Origin of the sequence: Acinetobacter sp. YH12023, from assembly GCF_013420135.1 — a bacterium.
Taxonomy (GTDB): Bacteria; Pseudomonadota; Gammaproteobacteria; order Pseudomonadales; family Moraxellaceae; genus Acinetobacter; species Acinetobacter amyesii.
Genome location: NZ_VOYU01000005.1, coordinates 115,878 through 136,435 on the forward strand (window position 1 = coordinate 115,878; position 20,558 = coordinate 136,435).

Here is a 20,558-nt window from a genome sequence, read left to right on the forward strand (position 1 = left end):
AATAATTTGTACTTCCTTGGTATTAAGACCAATATTACCGTGTTGGTTTTCGACCTGAATTGAATAGATTCAAAATCTTAAACAACTTAATATGTTTATGTCGTGTAGTTTTATCATATTCTCTGCTGACAAAGTGTAGCAAATCATTGCAGAATTCAGGTATTGTTTTTCCTTAAAAATTCCAACACGGACACCGAATATGATTGGCGCATTAATGCTCGACATTGCTGGCACAGAACTTACCCAAGAAGATATTGAACTATTACAGGCACCACAAGTTGGCGGCATGATTTTATTTGGTCGCAACATTGAATCTCCTGAACAAGTTCGTGCCCTGACCGACCATATGCGTCAAATCCGTCCTGATATTTTAATTGCCGTCGATCAGGAAGGTGGTCGTGTACAACGCTTAAAACAAGGCTTCACACTCCTACCAGCTATGGGTAAGTTTGGAGAACTTTACTTAACTGAACCTGAAAAAGCTGTTGAACTGGCTGAACAATGTGGCTGGTTGATGGCAGCTGAAGTCCTTGCGGTCGGCATCGATTTTAGTTTTGCACCAGTGCTGGACCTAAATGATGTCAGTGATGTGATTGGTGACCGTGGTTTTGCCAAAAATATGCAAGACATCATTCCACTGGCAAGTGCTTTCTTAAAAGGTATGAAACGTGCGGGGATGGCATCTACAGGTAAGCATTTCCCAGGCCATGGCTCGGTGAAAGCAGATTCACATATCGCTGCTGCCGTTGATCATCGTAGTTATGAAGAAATCTATCAAAAAGACATGCAAAGCTTTATTCAACTGCAACCACAGCTTGATGCATTAATGCCTGCGCATGTGATTTATGAAAATATTGATCCTAATCCTGCTGGATTTTCACCGTATTGGATTCAGAAAGTCTTACGTCAAGAGCTCCAATTTGATGGCGTTTTATTCTCCGATGATTTAAGCATGCAAGCCGCTTGTGTCGCTGGCGGCGCAGATGCTCGTATCCAAGCAGCATTAAATGCAGGTTGTGATATGGGCCTTGTATGTAATAACCGTGAATCTGCATGCATTGCGCTGGATGGCATTCAAAACTTGGCTCTCCCAAATCAAGAACGCCTAGAACGTATGCGCGGTAAAATACCACAAATTGAGATTGGACAAAGCATTGAACTCGGAGCGGACTGGCAAAACGTGCGTAACCGTATTGTGGATTTTAAAAATCAATATTGCTAATCCAAGACTTTCAAAATTCTAGAAAATGGAGCACGACAAGGTGCTCCTTTTTGATTTATGATGAAGACAAAATAAGTGCTTCGGCGCTATACAAAAATTGCCAATAAAAACAACATTAGGTCAGGACGACATGACACAAAGTTTATCGGAACATCGACACATTTCCTTTACTGCACATTACACCGGCTATATTTGGTACAGCATGGGGATTTCGCATCCCGTTTTTGCCACACGTAAAGGCAAATTTTTAGCACGTTTAGTCCATCCTTTAGAAAGCTGGGCAGAAAAAAATGTGGGCGGTAGCATGCGTTCGACGCTTAAACAGCGCCATGCCATGATCGATCAACATTTAGATCAACTCATTGCCCAACACCCTCAGCTACAAGTACTCGAAATTGCCTGTGGCCTCTCCCCGCGCGGTTGGAATTTTCGTACCAAGCATCCTGAAATTGACTATCGTGAACTCGACTTGCCAGATATGGCAAAAATCAAAACACAGGCACTCAAACAGATTGACCCGCATGCCCCTGAGGTCTTAACTGGCGACATTTTCACTCAAGATTTTGAACGTATTTTTCAGAGTTTTGACCCTGAACGTCCTTTGGTGGTGATTAGCGAAGGTCTGATTAATTATTTTGATCAAATCTTACTGAATAAATTATTGCAAGGGATCACCGAATATGGCGCCTCGTTTCAGGAATTGCATTATCTGACCGACATCTATCCAGAACCCGTTAAGAACCGTTTAGCACGTTTTATTTGGGCCAGTAGTAAATTACTCAAAGTCATGTCTCGCAGCGCTTTTACTTTTCATTTTCAATCCCCTGCTGAATTACAGCAGTTCTTCAGTCATACAGGATTTGAAGAAGTAGACGTCGTTCAGCCGGCCTTATACTTTCCACAACAGCAGCAAGAACAAGTGATTCCTTTTCACGATGCAGAGCAGCACTGTGGAGATTTGGTTTGGATGGTTCATGCCAAAACAAAAAAACAGCGCTAAAGCGCTGTTTTTTTTATATGTTCATGTTTTAACTTACAGCTTCTAATATCAACACATCTTCTTTTTGGCGTTGTACAAAACGCAATAAACGCTCTGCCAACTCAAAACTACCATGCTTAAACAAAGCGCGAACCTGCGTATCTACAACGTCAAAGATGAGACATTCAATTTTAAACTCACCTTCTTCATCTTCTAGATGTAATGCCAAATCCCGAGGATATGCGTGCATGGAGTCCAACATTTCAGCCTGTACATTCAACAACACCCCAAAATAATTTAAATCTATAATTTGAGTGTCAACCACGAGGTCTGAATGGCGATGAGATAAATGCGTGAATGGCTGTTGTACACTTACACGCGCTTCGCCACGGCGTTCAATATTTTGCATTTGCTCTCGGCTCATTGGAATGATCCCATCCAACTGCTGAATAGACTCACCGCGTAGATAAGTTGCAAACAAATTCATGGTTTCCTTACGGCGTTGCAACTGCGGTAAATGATCCGCATTGGCAATCATGGCAAATTGCATATTCGGACATTGCAAGGCAAAGCCCGCATTTTCATGTGGCAAAGTAAAACTGTCGTACTGCCCGCATGACACCAATACATCACACTGTGGAATCGGCACGTCTTGCAAACGCAGCAAACGATTACAGTTAATGTCATAACGCTCTTGTTCGGTATTGGTGAATTCAGCCATTTGTCTAAAGAACAAACGCTTCGCTGTCGGTGACATCCGCGTCACATCAAGTTTGGCATGATTGACCAAATATAAAATCACCGCTTGGCCAAATTCATCCATGCGCTGTTCTTTCATCAAGTGCAAGGATTCTTCAAGCAACATGCGCCAGCTCTTGCGCGTTTTTTGCATTACGCCCATCAATATCATGCGGTCAATCAATTCAGGACGTTGATCCGCCAGTCCTGCAGCCACCACTGAACCTAGTGACATCCCCATCACGGATACTTTTTCTAGCCCGACGATATCCAACCAAACGCCTAACATCTGTGCCAGATCACCCAACTCTAAAGTCCCTGCCGACACCGAAGTATCGACATTGGTAATTTGCTGATTTGAGCCCATAGAGGGTAAATCAATTAAAATAATAGGTCCTGCCGCAAATAGTTGTTCGACACAATATTTGTAGGAATTAAAGTTTTGAAATGCACCACCAATAATAACAATCGGGGTGCGATGAATGGTTTCAGGTTGTGCAATGGCCATATATTCGACCTTCCAGCCATCAATCCATGTCGTTCTGGCAGGCTGTTTAAAGCTTTGCTTGTCATACAGATCGAAAAAACTGTAATGCGTACTTTCCTGTACGGTGGGATCCATTTGGATAATGGAATTCATATTCCTTTCCTCCATTCCTGCCTTATTTTTATTGTCAGGAATTCATTTAGAGACTCTGCTCGACTTAGCGTCCTGCTCTTTAATCGTTATTTGTACGACTTCAATGTCGCTATTGTTTCATTCTATACAGAGGTTCATTTTACAAGCAACTGATATCCCCGCCGCTTATCTACTTTTGTTCTAAAAACAATTTCAAAATGTTAATTCTGGTCAGCAAGTACAGTCGAATATGCACTTAAGTGCTTCATTGTTCAGTCACAGGCTGTTAATATCGAGTTGAAATTTCTAAGTGATCAAACCGCTATGCAAGAGTCTATTGAACAATACATGCAAACGGTAGGACAGCAAGCACGCACAGCATCACGTGTGCTCGCAGGGGCTTCTACCCAGACTAAAAATAATGCCTTATCAGCAATTTATACTGCTTTACAAAACAGTGAAACTGCAATTTTGGCAGCTAACCAAGTGGATATGACCAAAGCGCATAACAACAACTTGGATAGCGCTCTACTTGATCGCTTAGAACTTACCCCCACACGCTTTAAAGGCATGCTCCAAGGTCTAAAAGATGTAATCGCACTCACTGACCCGATTGGTGAAATTACCGATATGGCCTTTCGTCCGACAGGTATTCAGCTGGGCAAAATGCGCGTACCGCTAGGTGTTGTCGGCATGATTTACGAATCTCGCCCAAATGTCACCCTTGAAGCCGCATCTTTAGCGCTTAAATCAGGTAACGCGATTATTTTACGTGGTGGTTCTGAAGCTTTGGAATCTAACCAAGCAATTGCGGCAGCGATTCAACATGGCTTAACTGCCGCAGGTGTACCTGAGCATGCCGTTCAAGTGATAAATACCCCAGACCGTGCTGCGGTTGGCCAATTAATTACTATGCCTGAATATGTCGATGTGATCGTACCTCGTGGTGGCAAAAGCTTAATTGAACGTATTACCAATGAAGCACGTGTGCCTGTTATCAAACATCTTGATGGTAACTGCCATGTTTTTGTGGAAGCTCAGGCTGATTTGCAAAAAGCATTACCTATTGCGCTTAATGCCAAAACACACCGTTATGGCGTATGTAATGCCATGGAAACCTTACTTGTCGATGAAAATGTCGCTGAAGAGTTTTTACCACGCATTGCTGAACTTTATGCTGAGAAAAAAGTTGAACTGCGTGGCTGTGCTGAAACGCAGCGCATTTTGGGTGAGTCGATTGTTCCTGCAACTGAGGAAGATTGGTACACCGAATACTTAGGCCCAATTTTGGCAGTGAAAGTCGTTACAGGCTTAGATGAAGCAATTGAGCACATCAACAAATATGGCTCACACCATACCGACTCAATCATTACCGAAAACTTCAGTTTGGCGCGTCAGTTCTTGGCGCGTGTAGATTCGAGTTCAGTGATGATTAATGCCTCAACGCGCTTTGCGGATGGGTTTGAATATGGTCTTGGTGCTGAGATCGGTATTTCAACTGATAAAATCCATGCACGTGGTCCAGTCGGTCTTGAAGGTCTGACTTCTCAAAAATGGATTGTGTTTGGTGATGGTCAAATTCGCCAATAACACCCAATAAGACAATGAAAGCTGTGCTTTTCTGATTAAAGGCACAGCTTTTTTTATGGCAATTTAAAAAACTAGACCCAAGGTTCACATATTGAAATATAAGCCTGCAAACACAGGATATAGAATCGAAAATAGATTTTTTGACAATTAAATGCTTAAGAAGAATGAGAAAAGTTAAATTTACCTGTTTTTTTGCAACAATTTGAGGATTACAGCGCAGCAATCGCATGTTATGTTCTATGTATATTCCTTAAATCGTATAAATTTTGAGGACTATTTTATTAATAAATGAAAACTATGAACTGATAAATTTTAATTATTATTGTGCTCAGGGTCGATAGTGCTTAAGTCTAATCTCCTAAAGTCTATCTAGGACGATAAAAAAACCCATGATAAAACATCATCACAGATCTAAATTGCATCAATCAATACAACTGCAATCAGATCAATATTATGGATAAGTATTTCAATTAGAATTCGGGTATTTAAACGTGTCTACATCAGTATTAGTAATTAACTGCGGATCTTCTTCTATCAAATATGCGTTAGTTTCTGAGCGCCGTGAAGATCGTATTTTTGGTCTAGCCGAGAACCTAGGTTCTGCTGATGCACGTATTAAAGGGGTCACTACAGGTGGTGATGCGCTTGAGCTGTCTATTCCACATGCTGACCATGAAAAAGCCCTCGAAACTATTTTAGAGCGTTTGGCTCACCATAATCCTCAAGCGATTGGTCACCGTGTTGTTCACGGCGGTACATTAACCAAAGCTGAGCTATTAACACCAGAAATTATTGAACGTATTCGTGAAGCAACACCGCTTGCTCCATTGCATAACCCTGCTCACTTGGTGGGTATCGAAGCAACCATGCGTTTGTTCCCTGAACTTCCGCAAGTAGCCGTATTTGATACAGCATTCCACCAAACCATGCCGTCTCATGCATACCGCTATGCTTTACCAAAATTCTTGTACACACAGCATAACGTGCGTCGTTATGGCTTCCACGGTACTAGCCATGCCTACGTATCTGAGCGTGGCTCAATGTTGGCAGGCAGCTTTAAACAAGGTGGTTGGTTAACTGCTCACTTAGGCAATGGTAGCTCGACTTGTGCGATTTGGAATGGTCAATCTGTAGATACGTCAATGGGTCTAACACCTCTTGAAGGTGTGGTCATGGGCACACGTAGTGGTGATGTTGACCCAAGTATTCACAGCTTCCTTGCGAGCAACTTAGGTTGGGATATCTACAAAATCGACAAGATGCTGAACAGCCAATCAGGCCTACTCGGTTTGTCTGATCTTTCAAATGACATGCGTACATTGATCGAAGCATCGGAACAAGGCAACGAAGATGCCGCACTTGCCATTGAAGTATTCTGTTACCGTTTAGCAAAATCTTTAGCAGGCCTCAGCTGTGGTCTACCACGTATTGACGGTTTATTCTTTACTGGTGGTATTGGTGAAAATTCTGCCTACATTCGTGAAAAAACAGTTTCATACTTACCGCACTTTGGTTTCAACCTGAGTAAAGAATTAAATGACAACTTAAAACGCGGTACTGAAGGTCGTATTGACCACGGTACTGGCCCACAAATTTGGGTTGTTCCAACCGATGAAGAAGGCCGTATTGCCAAAGAAACTGAGCATGTTGTAGACGAGGTGACAGCGTCTGCTACAAAAAAGTCTGATGCTGAAGCTGCGATTGCATAAGCAATCGCATCAGCCCCTTCGCCTTCAATATTAATTTTTAGCTTTAATTTAGACACCGTATGAAAACAATTTTACTCGTGCCAACTGGGGAAGGTGTAGGTTTAACATCTGCATGCTTAGGTTTAATTTATGCTTTGGAATGCCAAGGGGTCAAAGCAGGTTTTCTGAAACCATTTTCACAGGAAAATGTCGCAGATACTGTAGACCGTACAACGGCTCTTTATCGTCATTTATTTAATAATGAAACGGTAGAACCTATTCATCATGCCACCATCGTGAAGCAACTCAGTCATGATGAAAGTGATGAACTGCTCGAAGAAGCGGTTCGTTTGCACCGTGAAATTGCAAAAAAGCATGATCTGATTATTGTTGAAGGCTTGGTTCCAAACAGCCGAGATAACTTTGCCTCAGAACTCAACGCAACATTAGCAAAAGCACTCGATGCTAAAGTGATTATTGTCAGCACAGCAGATATTCAAAATGCCACAAAAACGGCTGAGAAAATTGACAGTTCTCTACGCCAATTTGGTGGTGCGGTATCTGAACGTACTGCGGGCGTTTTGTTTATGCGCACACGTGGCTTGCCAGAAGAATCTGCGCAAATTCCTGTCACGCTTGATCCAAATCTGCGTTTAATCAGTCATACCAATAAATTTGTACTCGAATTACAACAAAGTAATCCGCAAATTGGTTCTACACAGCTACCTGTCATTGGCCTCGTTCCATTTAGTAATACGCTCAGCGTACCGCGCATGTCTGACTTGGCGACGCATATTCAATCAGAATGGATCAACCAAGGCGATGCTGCTCATCGACGCGTACTACATAGCAGCTTAGTTGCCTCTAATATTGAACATGAACTTCACAAATTTGTGGCAGGTGAACTGATTATCAGCGCCTCTGACCGTATTGATGTGTTGTTGGCTTCTAGCCTTGCGAGTAGCAATGGTATTCCACTTGCCGGTTTGGTTTTGACTGAACACCATCAACCGAACCCACAAGTTTTGGATTTCTGCCAAACTGCGATTAAGCAAGGCTTACCGATTTTACATACGCCTTTAAGCACTTTTGAAACGGCACAACAACTTTCAAATTTAGGCAATGAAATTCCTGTCGATGACGTAGAACGTGCAGAACAAGTGACCCGCTTTGTTTCAAGCCACATCAATACTGAATGGATTACTGAAGTATTGAATGGTTCGTATCAACCCCGTTTGTCCCCTTCTGCATTCCGTCATGAATTGGTACAAAAATCGATTGCTGCGAAAAAACGAATTGTTCTACCTGAAGGTGATGAACCACGCACCATTCAGGCGGCTGCCATTTGTCAATCACGTGGCATTGCACACTGTATTTTATTGGCAAAACCTGAAGCCGTGATTGAAGTTGCAAAAGCACGTAACATTGAACTTCCACATGATTTAGAAATTATTGATCCAGATCTGATTCGTGAAAACTATGTGCCTAAAATGGTTGAGCTGCGTAAAGGCAAACTCAATGATCTACAAGCACGCGAACAGCTACAAGATACTGTTGTTTTAGGCACCATGATGCTTGCACTCGATCAGGTGGATGGCTTAGTCTCAGGCGCAGTACATACTACGGCAAATACTGTACGTCCTGCATTCCAATTGATTAAGACCGCACCTGAATATTCATTGGTTTCATCTGTGTTCTTTATGCTGTTACCAGATGAAGTTTATGTATATGGTGATTGTGCAATTAATCCAGATCCAAATGCAGAACAGCTTGCAGAGATTGCGATTCAATCTGCTGATTCAGCGAAAGCTTTTGGTATTGACCCACGTATCGCAATGATTTCGTATTCAACAGGGACTTCTGGTGCAGGTGCAGATGTCGAGAAAGTGGCTGAAGCAACACGTATTGCCAAAGAACGCCGCCCAGACTTACTTATTGATGGCCCGCTTCAATACGATGCTGCATCGGTGGAAAGTGTGGGACGCTCTAAAGCACCTGACTCGAAAGTGGCTGGTCGTGCCAATGTGTTTATTTTCCCTGACTTAAATACAGGTAATACAACCTATAAAGCAGTTCAACGTTCTGCAAATGTAGTCAGTGTTGGCCCAATGCTTCAAGGTTTAAACAAACCTGTAAATGACTTGTCTCGTGGCGCATTGGTCGATGACATCGTGTTTACCATTGCATTAACGGCAATTCAATCCGAACAGCAAGAAGCTTAATTTTAGTTTCGAGTTCTAAACCACCCTTTCGAAAGATTGGGTGGTTTTTTTATTCATTCCAATTTTCCCGCATTTCAATCTTATTTATATTGCGATAATTTTCATCTTATTAATTCTTGTCATCTTAGAGTCAATATTATTGCTTATGGTATGAGCGCTTTTTTAATTATTCAAAACTTAGCTATATCATGACAAACTTAAAATTTTATACTCCATGTGCCATCTCTACATTAATATGGGTTTGCTTAAGCGCACACTCCATGGCCGCAGATTCATATCTAACACCTGACTCAGCTCCAAATAGTCTTGAAATATTATCTACTCCTCCACAAGCCTATAGTGGAGATTTTATTCGTGATCAAAGTATTTTTAAACAATCTCAATATTTGAAAAATACGGCTCGCTGGCAGCAAGCACAAATTGATGCTGATGTTTCAAATGCACACTTAGGGCGACCTTTTTCACATGCATTTGGCGTAGAAATTAATGAGAAAAATACACCTATTTTATTTGAAATTTTAAGAAAGATTAAACTTGATAGTAGATACTCTACTCAAACTGCAAAAAAGAAATATAGCCGTGAACGTCCATATGGCTATTTTAATGTCAGCACCTGTACGCCTGAAGAAGAAAATGAAAAAAATCAATATGTTTCCTATCCTTCTGGACATACAACTATCGGTTGGACATATGCATTAGTCTTAGCAGAGTTACGTCCTGAGCGTCAAAGTCAAATTCTTAAACGTGGTATTGAATTTGGGCAAAGCCGAGTCGTGTGCAATATGCATTGGCAAAGTGATGTCGATGCTGGCCGTATTATGGGAGCAGCGCAATTTTCACGCCTACAGGCAGATCCACAATTTAAAGCCGATATGATCAAAGCCAAAACTGAAATTAACCATCTCATTTCTGCCACACACAAAAAATCTGATTAAAAAAATCAGCATCTTGTCCCATTGCATGGATAGTAGATCACATGCATGGGCAGTGGTTTTTAATAGATGTGCAAGTCCAATATAAAAATAAAGCGCTTAGAACCATCTAAGCGCTTTATTTGATTTAGCAGGAGTAGTGATCCCTTTTTATTTTGATTCAATCTGCTTCAGTTCTGGCTTGCCATAAGCCACTTCAAAACTTGCAACGGTCGTCATTTTTCCACCTGGTTTTTCAACAAAGTCTAGAACCTTCAAGTCTGTACGCATATAGTCTTTAAAAAAATCTAAAGTCTGATAACCGCGTTGATCATTGATAAATTTGATATGTGGATTTAACTTCAGCACATCTTCCTGCCCTGGACGGATTGGTTGACCATTGCCGGTAGAGGTTATTGATGTAGTTAAAAATTCGGTTGCAATCGATGGACTCTTAAAATCATTCAAATCACTTGGAATATTCGCTGCAAAATATTGATGCAAATCTCCTGATAAAATTACCGTATTACCATGAGGTGCATTTTTTTTGATAGATTCAATCAAGCGCTCGCGTGCGTATGGATAGCCATTCCACGTATCTTTCCCAAAATAAGCTTTGCCTGATTTGTTATAACGTACCCAAGGCATAACCTGAATTTGCTGTGCCAAGACATTCCAACGCTTATCATGGCGCATTTGCTTCGCCAACCATTGCTCTTGTGCTTTACCAAGAACCTGCTCATTTCGGCTATTTTCCGTACGGCAGTAATCTATTTTATCAAACCCATCTTCTAACTGAGCTTTGGTGCATAAAATTGGAGAACGGTACTGGCGTGTATCCAAAATATTCATCCGTAGCATTTTGCCATAATCTAAAGTGCGGTAAGCAAGGATATCTGGGCCGTTCGGCTTCTGTTTTAAACGCACAGGCATATATTCATACCATGCTTGAAACGCTGCTGCGCGGCGCAGTAAAAATATGTCTTTCTTCTCGCCTTTTTCTTCAATATCTGCAGCCCAGTTGTTATCCACTTCATGATCATCAAAAGTCATCGCAAAAGGTGCAGATGCATGTGCAGCTTGCAAATCAGGATCTGCACGGTACTGTGCATAACGAATACGATATTGCAGTAAAGTTTGAATTTCCGGACCAATATGTTGACGCGCTGGAATAGACACACGCAAGTCACCGATTGCACGTCCCCCGCCTTTACCCTCTGGTCCTTCATAAATATAGTCACCATAATGGAAAACTAAATCTATCTCTTTTTCTTTGCTCAAGTAATCATAAGCCGTGTAATAGCCTGTTTCATAATGCTGACAACCTACTACAGCAACACGAACTCGTTCTGGCATTTGATGTGCTGCTGGCGCCGATTTTGCTGTACCTACAGAACTTTCATAACCAGCCAATCTAAATCGATAATAATAGCGTGTCATCGGTGCTAAACCACTTATCTCTACATGTACTGTGTGATGTAAGTCAGGATGTGCCTGCGCCTTCCCAGTTTGAACAATTTTCTTAAATTCAATATCTGTAGCAATATCCCAATCCACTTCAACAGCTTCCTTCGGCATCCCACCATCTACAGAAAGTGGATATGGTGCAACACGCGTCCAAATCACAAAGCCATCTGGCCAAGGTTCACCTGAGGCAACACCTAATTGAAATGGGCTAATCGGAAATTTGGCATTTGCCCACGTGCTTACTGGACTCAGTCCAGAAAATAACGCTAAAGACCCGACTCCCATCAAACCCTTTAAGAATTGACGACGATTCGAATTAATATGATTCATTTTTATTTCTCTATAAACTTATTAATAAATTAATCTGATCAGTTTTGGATTAGAAAATTGGCAGGGTATAGGTCAAGTAGATACGGCTTTGTTCCTGCTTTGTTCCTGTACTTTTTTTGAATTTTCCGTATTGAGCGGTAAAACCTAAATTTTTGAATTTGCCTTCCGGCACTTTATAACGCAAGGTATAGTCAATTTCGGACTCAGTTGCACAACCACATTTACCAAAGTCACGTCCTTGTACTTTCAGGAACGATACATTTAAGCCTTTTAAGTATTGATTATTAAAGTCATATCGATAGCCATACCATGTGGACTTTTCGCCTGCATTAGTAAAGTTCTGCAACAGACGATTTGTTGGCAAATAAATGAACGTACCATCCGCACCATTATCTAAACTGCCCTGATTCATATGCAGAAAATCGCCATCATCACCAATTTTTTGCGCGCCAAATTGCAGCTGATGATTTTTAAATTTGTATTTGAAATCCACACTGGCTGTCTGGTTATCTACTTTAGCGCCATAGCCTTTTTCACCACGCTCATTAGCTCCAGTCGCTTGAGTATCAAATAAACGTAAGTCCGTATTAAAACTCTGGTTTTCACTGAACGGAAATTTGTGTTTCACACCGACAAATTGTTGTACATAAAAATCATCCAGCTCACCGGCATAGTACTGTAGCGTTAAATTTTTATTGGGCTTCCAGTCCGCACCGCCAAACATAAACCCATCACTGGTTTCTGTTGCGCCTTTAATAGAAAGCTTTGTAGCATCTCGTGATGCACGTGGAATTGCTTTAGTGACGTAACCACCCGTTAAAGTCAATCCCTTTACATCTTTAGAAGTGACTTGACCACCTAAATAGGCAGATTCGAGCAAGCGAGCAAAGCTTCGACTTAAAATGGGTAAATTAGGGCGTAACTCCCCGACTTTTACATCAGTTTTCTGATAGCGCGCTTTTAAAGTGGGATATGCACGTGTCCAATAATTTGTTGGACTACCATCACCCTCTAAAGGAAACATCAACGAATTTTTGGCTTTATCTTTACTGCCGTCTAAACGTATACCTGCTGCAGCAGTAGCATCTAAACCAAAACCGACTTGACCTTCGGTAAAGCCAGATTGATAACTCAATTCAATACCTTGTCCCCAAACTGTCGAATCTTTATCGTTAGGCTCTTGATCTTGATCAAAATAATAATTTTTAAAATCTATTTCTGCTTTACTATCTTTAATAAATTCTGCTTGTGCTGCCTGCATTGTCAGCATGGGGGTGAAAACCATACAGCAGATGAGTGCTTTGTAATTCAACGTCTAACCTCTTTGGTCCTTGAGAAATACTGCAATAACCTAAAGACTCTGTATGACAATACACTTGCAATCCCATGACAATTACATGAAAAATAAAACAAATGTTTAATATAAATATTTGATAATATAAAAATTAGAGTTATTTTTTTTAAGCACTTATATACGAAAAAAGTTGACCATTAAAAGGACTACAAGCACTCCATTTTTTGACTGCTAAGCTTCGAGCCTGATATTAAAGAAGATTGCTCAAGAACTTTTATAAAACCTTGCTTAGAATAAAATTGAATAGCTCGTAAATTACTTAATTCAACACGAAGTACAATTTTTGTATAACCTTGGTTTGCTGCATATTTTTTTAGATTAGATATTAAAAGATCAGCAACACCCTTTCCTCGATAATTCTCATGTACCCACATTGCAACTACAGTAAATTCATGGTGTTTATCAATAGTACCCCCAACCATGCCGACTGCTCTCATTCCGTCAAATGCCAATAGAAACTGACATGGTGCTTTTTTTGCGCAGCTCTATCACGCCATTCAGACTCACTATGAGTTTTGGTTTTTTCAAAAGTTGCTGTAAATACATCGGGACTGTCTTGTAATGCTTCTAGCCGTAAATTTTTCAGTATCTCCCAATCTGATTCAACAGTTGGTCGAACAGTAACAGTGCCCATTGTTAATTTTACCTGTCATCTATTTGCTTCAAATCATAACGTTTAGAATTGAAGTCTTGTAAAAAATTTGAAAGCAACAAAGATCATCGATGATTATCACACACACTGACGCAAAGACTAAAAATTAGCTATTACTCATGATTAGATTTGAAGATTTGAAGATTTGAAGATTTGAAGATTTGAAGATTTGAAGAAGAATATTATTTTTATAAAATTTTAAGCAAAAAAAAGAAGATAAAGCTTTAGGCTTGATCTTCTTGTTGACCATAGAACCAAGTTGCTGCGATAAACAGAGAAAAACCAATAACTGATAAAACTGAAGTAACCATATATTTCACACTCTAACTTTGATGAGGTCATTATGTAAAAGTTTTATGACAGTTATATGACAAATACGAAATATTCAAAAATAATAAATATCTTTTATTTTCAACAATTTAAAAATAAAAACATATCTCCCTTTCTAGTTTTGTGACAAATATTTCATGAAATATGACAGTTAAAACGTCATTTTCAGCCCATTTATGACAGCGAAACATGGTGCTGTTTAAGCCTATTAAACTTTCGGCCAAAGATTAAGCGAAATACCCACACAACTGTGTTTTTGTCTTATAATTTAGCCCGCTAGCTATCAGCCCGCTCAAGAGATATTTGTATGACAACTATTATCAAGCAAGATGACTTGATCACATCGGTAAAAGATGCGCTTCAGTTCATTTCTTACTATCACCCACAGGACTTCATCCAAGCGATGAGCCGTGCGTATGACCGTGAAGAAAACAAAGCCGCAAAAGACGCGATTGCACAAATTTTAATTAACTCTCGTATGTGTGCAGAAGGCCATCGTCCTATCTGTCAAGATACGGGTATTGTGAACGTATTTCTTGAAGTGGGCTTAGACGTTAAATTTGATTTAACCATGAGCCTAGACGATGCAATTAACGAAGGTGTACGTCAAGGTTATCTTGAAAACTCAAACATTCTTCGTGCATCAGTATTAGCTGATCCTGCTTTTGGTCGTAAAAATACCAAAGACAACACCCCTGCTGTAATTCACTACAAACTCGTTCCGGGTAATAAAGTTGATATTACTGTTGCTGCTAAAGGTGGTGGTTCAGAAAACAAATCTAAACTTGCAATGCTTAACCCTTCTGACTCTATCGTGGATTGGGTACTTAAAACTGTTCCAACAATGGGTGCAGGTTGGTGTCCTCCTGGTATGCTCGGTATCGGTATTGGTGGTACTGCTGAAAAAGCCATGATGCTTGCAAAAGAAGCATTGATGGAAGAAATCAACATGGACGAATTACTTCGTCGTGGCCCACAAAACCAAATCGAAGAACTTCGTATCGAAATCTTCGAAAAAGTAAATGCTTTAGGTATTGGTGCTCAAGGTCTTGGCGGTTTAACGACTGTTCTTGATATCAAAATCAAAGACTACCCATGTCACGCTGCGGGTAAACCAGTAGGTATGATTCCAAACTGTGCTGCAACTCGTCATGCGCATTTCCAATTAGACGGTTCAGGTGTAGCGCATATTCAAGCGCCTAGCCTTGAAGACTACCCTGCAGTGACTTGGGATTCATCAACGTCTAAACGTGTTGACTTAGATAACATCACTCAAGAAGAAATGAACTCTTGGCAACCAGGTGACACACTACTTCTTAACGGTACAATCTATACAGGTCGTGACGCTGCGCACAAACGTATGGTTGACATGTTAAACAAAGGTGAAGAACTTCCAGTTGACCTAAAAGGTAAATTTATTTACTACGTTGGCCCTGTTGATCCAGTCGGTGACGAAGTCGTTGGTCCTGCTGGCCCAACAACTGCAACACGTATGGATAAGTTCACACGTCAAGTGCTTGAAGCAACTGGCATGTTCGGTATGATTGGTAAAGCGGATCGTGGCCCTGCTGCTGTTGAAGCAATCAAAGACAACAAAGCAACTTACCTAATGGCTGTTGGTGGTGCTGCTTACTTAGTATCAAAAGCGATTCGTGAAGCTGAAGTGGTTGCTTTCGCTGACTTAGGTATGGAAGCGATCTACAAATTTGTTGTAAAAGACATGCCAGTATCTGTAGCTGTTGACGTAAATGGTACTTCTGTACACGCGACTGCACCAAAAATCTGGCAAGCAAAAATTGGTAAAATCCCAGTAGTTGATGCTGCTGCGAACTAATTTCGCCACATTCAAGATCAAAAAAAGCACCCCATCGGGTGCTTTTTTAATGTCAATATTTAGGCTGTTTGTCGAATGACATTCGCTATTTAATATTTTCACACACTCAAAAACACGAGCTAATTACATTACCAAGTTAATGGATTCCACAGTTTAAAAGGCTTGGTCAACTGCACATCTTCCGCAGGATCATAATGAGGTGCTTTCAACTTCTGCGCACTTTTCCGCACTTTTCCAGTGTTTTGATCTTCTGCCACAAAGTTAAAACTGTTGGATTTCAACTCTGTAAATGCGATTTCATTTCGACCAATTTTTTCAGGCATGAGCAGCAATGGCCCTGAAACCGTTCTTTTACTGGATAAATTCTCTTCATCATATTTAATGAAGTAAGTTTGACCTGCTTCAACATCAAAGTCTAAATATTTAGGTTTTTGAAAATGATTCACCCCCAAAGGGCGACTGGACGATACGCGGTAATTCCCTGCCGGTAACTCCACCCAGTAATAATGATTATTCAATAAACTTGGAATACGCTCACTGTTCAGAAATAAGCTGCTGGCCACAATTTCTTGACGATTCCATTTACTGTCTGGACGATATAAATACACAATCGCTGCTTGATCGTGTTGAGCTTTCACTTCTTGAAAATGTCGACCTTGTTTCTGATTGACCCAACCACCAATGGTAAACATACCCAATCGATATTGCTCAATATGACCCGGTTTACTTTCAGGATCCACGGGCTTTAATGTTGAAGCCAATGACGTTTGCTCAATGGCTGATTTTCCATGACAACCCAGCAGCGCTACACTGCTTAAAAGTAGAATTGCAACTCCACGCATGATTATCCCTCACTGCGTCTTTTTTTATTTTTACACTTTTGTTTTCAGTTTTTTACATTCAGGCATCCACGCCATCCTGCTGAGATTAACATTCTGCCTTTATTTTTGGAAATAAAAAACGTGTGCAAATCTTGGATTTACACACGTTTCAGACGAATAGCGCTTAAGCAGATTTAGAGTTCACAACTTTTAAATCTGACTTCGGTGCAGCTTCTTCAGTTTTCTTTGGTTGACGTTCTGATTTAAATTCAGGTTCCGCTTCACCATTAATCACCGCTTCATTGATGACAACCGTACCCACATCTGAACGACTTGGTAGGTCATACATCGTTTCAAGCAATGAATTTTCTAAAATCGAACGTAGACCACGCGCACCCGTATTACGGTCAAGGGCTTTTTTAGCCACGGCACGTAATGCTGAGTCTTCAAATACAAGGTCAACATTTTCCATTTCAAATAAATATTGGTACTGACGTGTCAATGCATTTTTTGGTTCAGTAAGAATCTGCATCAATGCTTCTTCGTCGAGTTCTTCCAAGGTAGCAATCACAGGTAAACGACCAATAAATTCAGGAATCAGACCAAATTTAACCAAATCTGTCGCTTCAACTTGGCGGAATAAGTCAGATAATTTTTTAGTTTCATCTTTCTTACGCACTTCAGCTGTAAAGCCGATACCACCTTTTTCTTGACGCTGCTGTACGATTTTCTCTAGACCAGAGAATGCGCCACCACAGATAAACAGGATATTTGAAGTATCAATTTGAATAAATTCTTGCTGCGGATGCTTACGACCACCTTGAGGCGGAATCGACGCAACCGTACCTTCGATCATTTTCAATAACGCTTGCTGAACACCTTCACCCGAAACATCACGAGTAATAGATGGGTTTTCAGACTTACGGGTAATTTTGTCGATTTCATCGATATAGATAATTCCCTTTTGCGCTTTTTCTACATCGTAATCGGCTTTTTGAAGGAGTTTTTGAACAATGTTCTCAACGTCTTCACCCACATAACCGGCTTCAGTTAAAGTCGTTGCATCTGCCATCGCAAATGGCACATCTAAAAGACGCGCAAGTGTCTGAGCAAGCAGTGTTTTACCTGAACCTGTTGGTCCAACCAACATGATGTTACTTTTCGAAATCTCTACACCGTCTTCTGGTTTTTTACCACTGGTGCCAACTTTTAGGCGTTTATAGTGGTTGTATACCGCAACAGAGAGGGTCTTTTTCGCAACATCTTGACCAATCACATATTGGTCAAGCGCAGCACGGATTTCATGCGGTTTTGGTAAAGGACGAGTTGCCCAGTCATTTGATTCAACTTGCTGACTGGTCTGAACTAGGTCAAGACATACGTCCACACACTCATTACAGATGTACGCGTCCTCACCTGCAATCAGTTTCCCGACTTCAGACTGCGTTTTACCGCAAAATGAACAATGCTTTTGTCCTTGAGGATGTTCGGACATATTCACTCCAATAATTAATTCTTTAAAACTTATGGGCGTTTAGATAAAACTTCGTCCACAAGACCGTATTCTTTCGCAGCTTGCGCTGTCATAAAATTGTCACGGTCAGTATCTCGAGCAACAGTTTCGTAGTCTTGACCACTATGCTCTGCCATTAAACGATTTAAACGTTCTTTGATGAATAGAATTTCACGTGCATGAATTTCAATGTCAGATGCCTGACCACGGAAACCACCGAGTGGTTGGTGAATCATGACACGGGCATTTTCAAGACAGTAACGTTTGCCTTTAGCACCGGCGTTAAGCAGGAATGCACCCATCGATGCTGCTTGCCCCATGCAGTAAGTCACAACATCAGGTTTAATAAATTGCATGGTATCGTAAATCGCCATACCTGCAGTAACCGAACCGCCTGGTGAGTTGATATATAAATGAATATCTTTATCTGGGTTTTCTGCTTCTAAGAACAACATTTGGGCAACAATCAAATTTGCCATGTTGTCTTCAACTTCACCGGTTAAAAAAATCACACGTTCACGCAAAAGGCGTGAATAAATATCAAAAGAACGCTCGCCACGAGATGACTGTTCTACCACCATTGGCACTAGTGCGTTTTCAATTGTTGGAACATACATACGTTATTTATTCCTAAATTTTTCTGACTCAACCCATGATTCACAATATGAGGGATATTTGTCGAAATTGCAAAAGATTCCCAATTAAATAACAGATATTTTTTTCATAAGCATTGTGAAATCAGGACAACTTATTTGGGGGCAAATTTCGATAAAAAAAGGCGCTTAATGCGCCTTTTTTTGAAAGCTAGAAATTAGCCTTGTTGACGAGCTTGTTGCTCTTTCAATAAGTCTTCATAGCTCACAGTTGTATCAGTTACTTTAGCAGAAGCTAAGATGTGATCTACAACTTGGTCTTCTAGAATAACAGCTTCGATTTGAGCACGTTGCTGTTTATCGTTGTTGAAGTATTCAATTACTTCTTTAGGATCTTCGTAAGAAGAAGCCATGTCTTCGATGTAAGCATCAACACGTGCAGCATCAACTTCAATTTTAGCATCAGCTAATACTTTGCTGACTAATACGCCAAGTTTAACTGATTTTTCAGCTTGCTCTTTGAATAGGTCATCTGGAAGCATGCTTGAATCAAACGCTTTAGCGCCTTGAGCACCAAACTGTTGAGTGAATTGTTGGATCATTTGTTGACGTTGACGGTCAATTTCTTGAGCAACCATTGCTTCTGGAAGTTCTACTTCGTTTGCAGCTACAAGCGCATCAAAAGTTGCACCTTTCACTTGGTTACGAAGACCGTTTTTCACTTCACGTTCCATGTTTTTACGCACGTCAGCTTTCAGTTTTTCAACGCCTTCTTCTTCAGTTAGACCGAAGATTTTTAAGAATTCAGCATCAACTTCTGGAAGTTTTTGTTTTTCAACAAGCTTAACAGTGATTTTGAATTGAGCAGCTTTACCAGCAAGGTTTTCAGCTTGGTAGTCTTCAGGGAAAGTTACATCGATAACTTTCTCTTCGCCTTTCTTCATACCAACGATACCGTCTTCGAAGCCAGGGATCATACGACCAGAACCAAGTACGAGTTTAAAGTCTTCAGCAGCGCCGCCTTCAAACTTCTCGCCATCAACAGTACCTTCAAAGTCGAAAGTTACTTGCATGTCTTTTTTAGCCATGCCTTTAGTTTCAGCCCATGAAGCACGTTGTTTTTGAAGATTTTCAATCATCTTCTCAACGTCTTTGTCGTCAACTGAAGTTGCTTTACGTTCAACTTCTAGGCCTTCGAACTTAACTTCAACTTCTGGATAAACTTCTACAGTTGCTTCATAAACTAAAGCATCATCTTTCATTTCAGTTTTTTCAATGTTTGGCATACCAACAGCATTGATTTTTTCTTGTTGGATCGCTTCGAATACTGTGTCACGAATGATATCGTTTACAACTTCTTGATAGATACCAGCACCGTATTCACGACGAACAACGTTTACAGGTACTTTACCTGGACGGAAGCCGTTGATCTTCACAGTTTTGGCAGTGCGTTTCAAGCGAGCTTCAAACTGCTCGTTAATACGGCTCGTCGGTACAGATACATTTAAACGACGGGCAACGCCCGAAACCGCTTCAGAAGTTACTTGCATGGCTTCCTCGATAATTTGTTAGTTAAAACAGTTTTAAAAAAAAGTGCCACATTATATGACAACAATTAAAGATATACAAAAATGGATTATAACACTATAAATTCAGGCATGGATGCCCTTCTTATTTTTAGAATTTTTCAGCTTT

General features: G+C 40.6%; 16 protein-coding genes. 7 read left to right on the forward strand and 9 right to left on the reverse strand.

Going from position 1 to position 20,558, the window contains the following annotated elements; translation table 11 throughout:
* Positions 1–199 precede the first annotated feature (199 nt).
* The gene (gene nagZ / locus FTT92_RS07285; RefSeq protein ID WP_180093326.1) at positions 200–1,222 is read left to right on the forward strand and encodes a beta-N-acetylhexosaminidase; all 1,023 of its coding nucleotides are present in this window, start codon (positions 200–202) and stop codon (positions 1,220–1,222) included.
* Positions 1,223–1,352: 130 nt separating this feature from the next.
* Entirely contained in the window at positions 1,353–2,222 is an 870-nt protein-coding gene (locus FTT92_RS07290) for a class I SAM-dependent methyltransferase (RefSeq protein ID WP_180128426.1), read from the forward strand.
* 28 nt (positions 2,223–2,250) lie between these two features.
* Here the strand turns inward: FTT92_RS07290 and FTT92_RS07295 are convergent, their stop codons facing one another.
* Positions 2,251–3,579 carry an alpha/beta fold hydrolase gene (locus FTT92_RS07295; protein WP_180128424.1) on the reverse strand — a complete coding sequence of 443 codons (1,329 nt, stop codon included), beginning with the start codon at positions 3,577–3,579 and terminating at the stop codon, positions 2,251–2,253.
* Positions 3,580–3,882: 303 nt separating this feature from the next.
* On the opposite strand from FTT92_RS07295, the gene FTT92_RS07300 reads away from it, so the two are divergent.
* From FTT92_RS07300 to FTT92_RS07315, 4 genes are all read left to right on the forward strand, one after another.
* Positions 3,883–5,148, forward strand: coding sequence for a glutamate-5-semialdehyde dehydrogenase (locus tag FTT92_RS07300; protein ID WP_111884042.1), 1,266 nt, complete (start codon positions 3,883–3,885; stop codon positions 5,146–5,148).
* A 491-nt stretch (positions 5,149–5,639) separates the two neighbouring features.
* Positions 5,640–6,857, forward strand: coding sequence for an acetate/propionate family kinase (locus FTT92_RS07305; RefSeq protein WP_111884043.1), 1,218 nt, complete (start codon positions 5,640–5,642; stop codon positions 6,855–6,857).
* A gap of 59 nt (positions 6,858–6,916) precedes the next feature.
* Entirely contained in the window at positions 6,917–9,058 is a 2,142-nt protein-coding gene (gene pta / locus FTT92_RS07310) for a phosphate acetyltransferase (RefSeq protein WP_180171761.1), read from the forward strand.
* A 260-nt stretch (positions 9,059–9,318) separates the two neighbouring features.
* A complete protein-coding gene (locus FTT92_RS07315; RefSeq protein WP_180171762.1) occupies positions 9,319–9,993 on the forward strand; it encodes a phosphatase PAP2 family protein in 675 nt (224 codons plus the stop codon).
* 147 nt (positions 9,994–10,140) lie between these two features.
* Here the strand turns inward: FTT92_RS07315 and FTT92_RS07320 are convergent, their stop codons facing one another.
* From FTT92_RS07320 to FTT92_RS16720, 4 genes are all read right to left on the reverse strand, one after another.
* Complete coding sequence (locus FTT92_RS07320; RefSeq protein WP_180115871.1) at positions 10,141–11,766, reverse strand: alkaline phosphatase; 1,626 nt, start codon at positions 11,764–11,766, stop codon at positions 10,141–10,143.
* A gap of 49 nt (positions 11,767–11,815) precedes the next feature.
* Entirely contained in the window at positions 11,816–13,036 is a 1,221-nt protein-coding gene (locus tag FTT92_RS07325) for an OprD family outer membrane porin (RefSeq protein WP_180171763.1), read from the reverse strand.
* Positions 13,037–13,266: 230 nt separating this feature from the next.
* Complete coding sequence (locus FTT92_RS16715) at positions 13,267–13,542, reverse strand: N-acetyltransferase (RefSeq protein ID WP_257231630.1); 276 nt, start codon at positions 13,540–13,542, stop codon at positions 13,267–13,269.
* A gap of 11 nt (positions 13,543–13,553) precedes the next feature.
* Positions 13,554–13,754, reverse strand: a complete 201-nt coding sequence (locus FTT92_RS16720; RefSeq protein WP_257231631.1) for a hypothetical protein — start codon at positions 13,752–13,754, stop codon at positions 13,554–13,556.
* A gap of 655 nt (positions 13,755–14,409) precedes the next feature.
* Between FTT92_RS16720 and FTT92_RS07335 the strand changes: the two genes are divergently transcribed.
* The gene (locus tag FTT92_RS07335) at positions 14,410–15,936 is read left to right on the forward strand and encodes a fumarate hydratase (RefSeq protein WP_078189659.1); all 1,527 of its coding nucleotides are present in this window, start codon (positions 14,410–14,412) and stop codon (positions 15,934–15,936) included.
* A gap of 128 nt (positions 15,937–16,064) precedes the next feature.
* Here the strand turns inward: FTT92_RS07335 and FTT92_RS07340 are convergent, their stop codons facing one another.
* From FTT92_RS07340 to tig, 4 genes are all read right to left on the reverse strand, one after another.
* A complete protein-coding gene (locus tag FTT92_RS07340; protein ID WP_180171764.1) occupies positions 16,065–16,778 on the reverse strand; it encodes a DUF2846 domain-containing protein in 714 nt (237 codons plus the stop codon).
* A gap of 163 nt (positions 16,779–16,941) precedes the next feature.
* Entirely contained in the window at positions 16,942–18,252 is a 1,311-nt protein-coding gene (gene clpX / locus FTT92_RS07345; protein WP_111884049.1) for an ATP-dependent protease ATP-binding subunit ClpX, read from the reverse strand.
* A gap of 29 nt (positions 18,253–18,281) precedes the next feature.
* Entirely contained in the window at positions 18,282–18,887 is a 606-nt protein-coding gene (gene clpP / locus FTT92_RS07350; RefSeq protein ID WP_078192707.1) for an ATP-dependent Clp endopeptidase proteolytic subunit ClpP, read from the reverse strand.
* Between the two features lie 194 nt (positions 18,888–19,081).
* Positions 19,082–20,413 (reverse strand): trigger factor, encoded by a 1,332-nt coding sequence (gene tig / locus FTT92_RS07355; protein WP_180171765.1) that lies wholly within the window; start codon positions 20,411–20,413, stop codon positions 19,082–19,084.
* Between the last annotated feature and the right edge of the window lie 145 nt (positions 20,414–20,558).

Bases quoted from the DNA above. Each gene is read 5' to 3' on its own strand.
- FTT92_RS07325 (WP_180171763.1), bottom strand. From the start codon at position 13,036: ATGCTGACAATGCAGGCAGCACAAGCAGAATTTATTAAAGATAGTAAA.
- FTT92_RS07340 (WP_180171764.1), bottom strand. From the start codon at position 16,778: ATGCGTGGAGTTGCAATTCTACTTTTAAGCAGTGTAGCGCTGCTGGGT.
- FTT92_RS07290 (WP_180128426.1), top strand. From the start codon at position 1,353: ATGACACAAAGTTTATCGGAACATCGACACATTTCCTTTACTGCACAT.
- FTT92_RS07300 (WP_111884042.1), top strand. From the start codon at position 3,883: ATGCAAGAGTCTATTGAACAATACATGCAAACGGTAGGACAGCAAGCA.
- FTT92_RS07335 (WP_078189659.1), top strand. From the start codon at position 14,410: ATGACAACTATTATCAAGCAAGATGACTTGATCACATCGGTAAAAGAT.
- FTT92_RS16715 (WP_257231630.1), bottom strand. From the start codon at position 13,542: ATGGTTGGGGGTACTATTGATAAACACCATGAATTTACTGTAGTTGCA.
- FTT92_RS16720 (WP_257231631.1), bottom strand. From the start codon at position 13,754: ATGGGCACTGTTACTGTTCGACCAACTGTTGAATCAGATTGGGAGATA.
- FTT92_RS07320 (WP_180115871.1), bottom strand. From the start codon at position 11,766: ATGAATCATATTAATTCGAATCGTCGTCAATTCTTAAAGGGTTTGATG.
- FTT92_RS07295 (WP_180128424.1), bottom strand. From the start codon at position 3,579: ATGAATTCCATTATCCAAATGGATCCCACCGTACAGGAAAGTACGCAT.
- FTT92_RS07315 (WP_180171762.1), top strand. From the start codon at position 9,319: ATGGCCGCAGATTCATATCTAACACCTGACTCAGCTCCAAATAGTCTT.
- clpX (WP_111884049.1), bottom strand. From the start codon at position 18,252: ATGTCCGAACATCCTCAAGGACAAAAGCATTGTTCATTTTGCGGTAAA.
- tig (WP_180171765.1), bottom strand. From the start codon at position 20,413: ATGCAAGTAACTTCTGAAGCGGTTTCGGGCGTTGCCCGTCGTTTAAAT.
- pta (WP_180171761.1), top strand. From the start codon at position 6,917: ATGAAAACAATTTTACTCGTGCCAACTGGGGAAGGTGTAGGTTTAACA.
- clpP (WP_078192707.1), bottom strand. From the start codon at position 18,887: ATGTATGTTCCAACAATTGAAAACGCACTAGTGCCAATGGTGGTAGAA.
- nagZ (WP_180093326.1), top strand. From the start codon at position 200: ATGATTGGCGCATTAATGCTCGACATTGCTGGCACAGAACTTACCCAA.